Source organism: Bartonella sp. PS7NMGDW (genome assembly GCF_042193585.1).
Taxonomy (GTDB): Bacteria; Pseudomonadota; Alphaproteobacteria; order Rhizobiales; family Rhizobiaceae; genus Bartonella; species Bartonella grahamii.
Window position 1 is genome coordinate 1 of record NZ_JBHILX010000127.1, and the last position, 570, is coordinate 570.

Here is a 570-nt window from a genome sequence, read left to right on the forward strand (position 1 = left end):
CAAGCCAAGGGTAAAGCCGAGGTTATTATAGCAAAACAACGCCATGGTCCGACAGGAATCGTTCCCCTTGCCTTTCAATCCGATTTTACACGCTTTAGTGATTTAGCACATAATGTAAAACATTAAATAATTGTTATTAGCTAACTGAAAACATTGTAAAAACACATAAAACATGTTATGATCTTTACATCATTTAATGGGACTTACAAACATGCTTAATAAAGTGATTTTAATTGGTCATTTAGGTGCCAATCCCGAAAGCAAAACAATGTCATCTGGCACCGAGGTGGTCAATTTTCGAATGGCAACGTCTGAGAGCTATACAGACAAGGCAACCAATAAGAGAATAGACAAAACCGAATGGCATTCCATTGTGGTGTTTAATCCACATCTTGCAAAAATAGCACTCCAGTATCTGAATAAAGGCAGCAAAGTTTATATCGAGGGGCGACTACAAACCCGTAAATGGCAAGATAAAAACGGTGTTGAACGGTATGTAACAGAAGTCATATTGCCTCAGTACAAAGGCGAGTTAAAGCTTTTAGATGGCAAAAATGATGATAATCAAGA

2 protein-coding genes are annotated in these 570 nt (G+C 37.5%); both read left to right on the top strand.

The window, feature by feature from the left end; genetic code table 11:
• On the top strand, positions 1-126 hold a 126-nt coding region (locus tag ACFIKJ_RS09685; RefSeq protein ID WP_375670575.1), incomplete at its 5' end, for a DnaB-like helicase C-terminal domain-containing protein.
• Between the two features lie 85 nt (positions 127-211).
• The coding region (gene ssb, locus ACFIKJ_RS09690; RefSeq protein ID WP_375670574.1) for a single-stranded DNA-binding protein at positions 212-570 on the top strand (359 nt) is incomplete at its 3' end.